This window comes from Angustibacter speluncae, assembly GCF_054777815.1.
This window is the reverse complement of the sequence record NZ_BAAHAF010000208.1, coordinates 1-521: the sequence shown is the minus strand read 5'-3', so window position 1 is coordinate 521 and position 521 is coordinate 1. Positions and strand designations below refer to the sequence as shown.

At 74.1% G+C, this 521-nt stretch carries 1 protein-coding gene; it reads left to right on the top strand.

Going from position 1 to position 521, the window contains the following annotated elements; genetic code table 11:
* Nucleotides 1–494: CoA transferase subunit A (locus tag ACYVKY_RS22135; RefSeq protein ID WP_460437152.1), on the top strand; the 494-nt coding region annotated here is incomplete at its 5' end.
* Nucleotides 495–521 lie beyond the last annotated feature (27 nt).

Sequence of the window (521 nt, the reverse complement as noted above, 5' to 3'; positions counted from 1 at the left end):
GCACGCTGGCCGAGCGGCTGCGGGCCGGCGGCTCGGGCATCCCGGCGTTCTACACCGCCACCGGGGTCGGCACCCAGGTCGCCGAGGGCGGCCTGCCCTGGCGCTACGACACCGAGGGCAACGTGGTGCTGGCCTCCCCGCCCAAGCCCACCGCCACCTTCACCGTCCGCGGCCAGGAGCGCTCGTTCGTGCTGGAGGAGGCGATCCACGCCGACTACGGCCTGGTCCGGGCCTGGAAGGGCGACCGGCACGGCAACCTGGTGTTCCGGTCCGCGGCCCGCAACTTCAACCCGCTGTGCGCGATGGCCGGCGCCGTCGCGGTCGCCGAGGTCGAGCACCTGGTCGAGCCGGGCGAGCTGGATCCCGACCAGGTGCACCTGCCCGGGGTGTTCGTCCAGCGCGTGGTCGCGCTGACCCCCGAGCAGGCCACCGACAAGCGGATCGAGAAGCGGACCGTGCGGACCCGCGCCCACGACGGACAGGAGCACCGCTGATGGCGCTGACGCGTGACCAGATGGCGG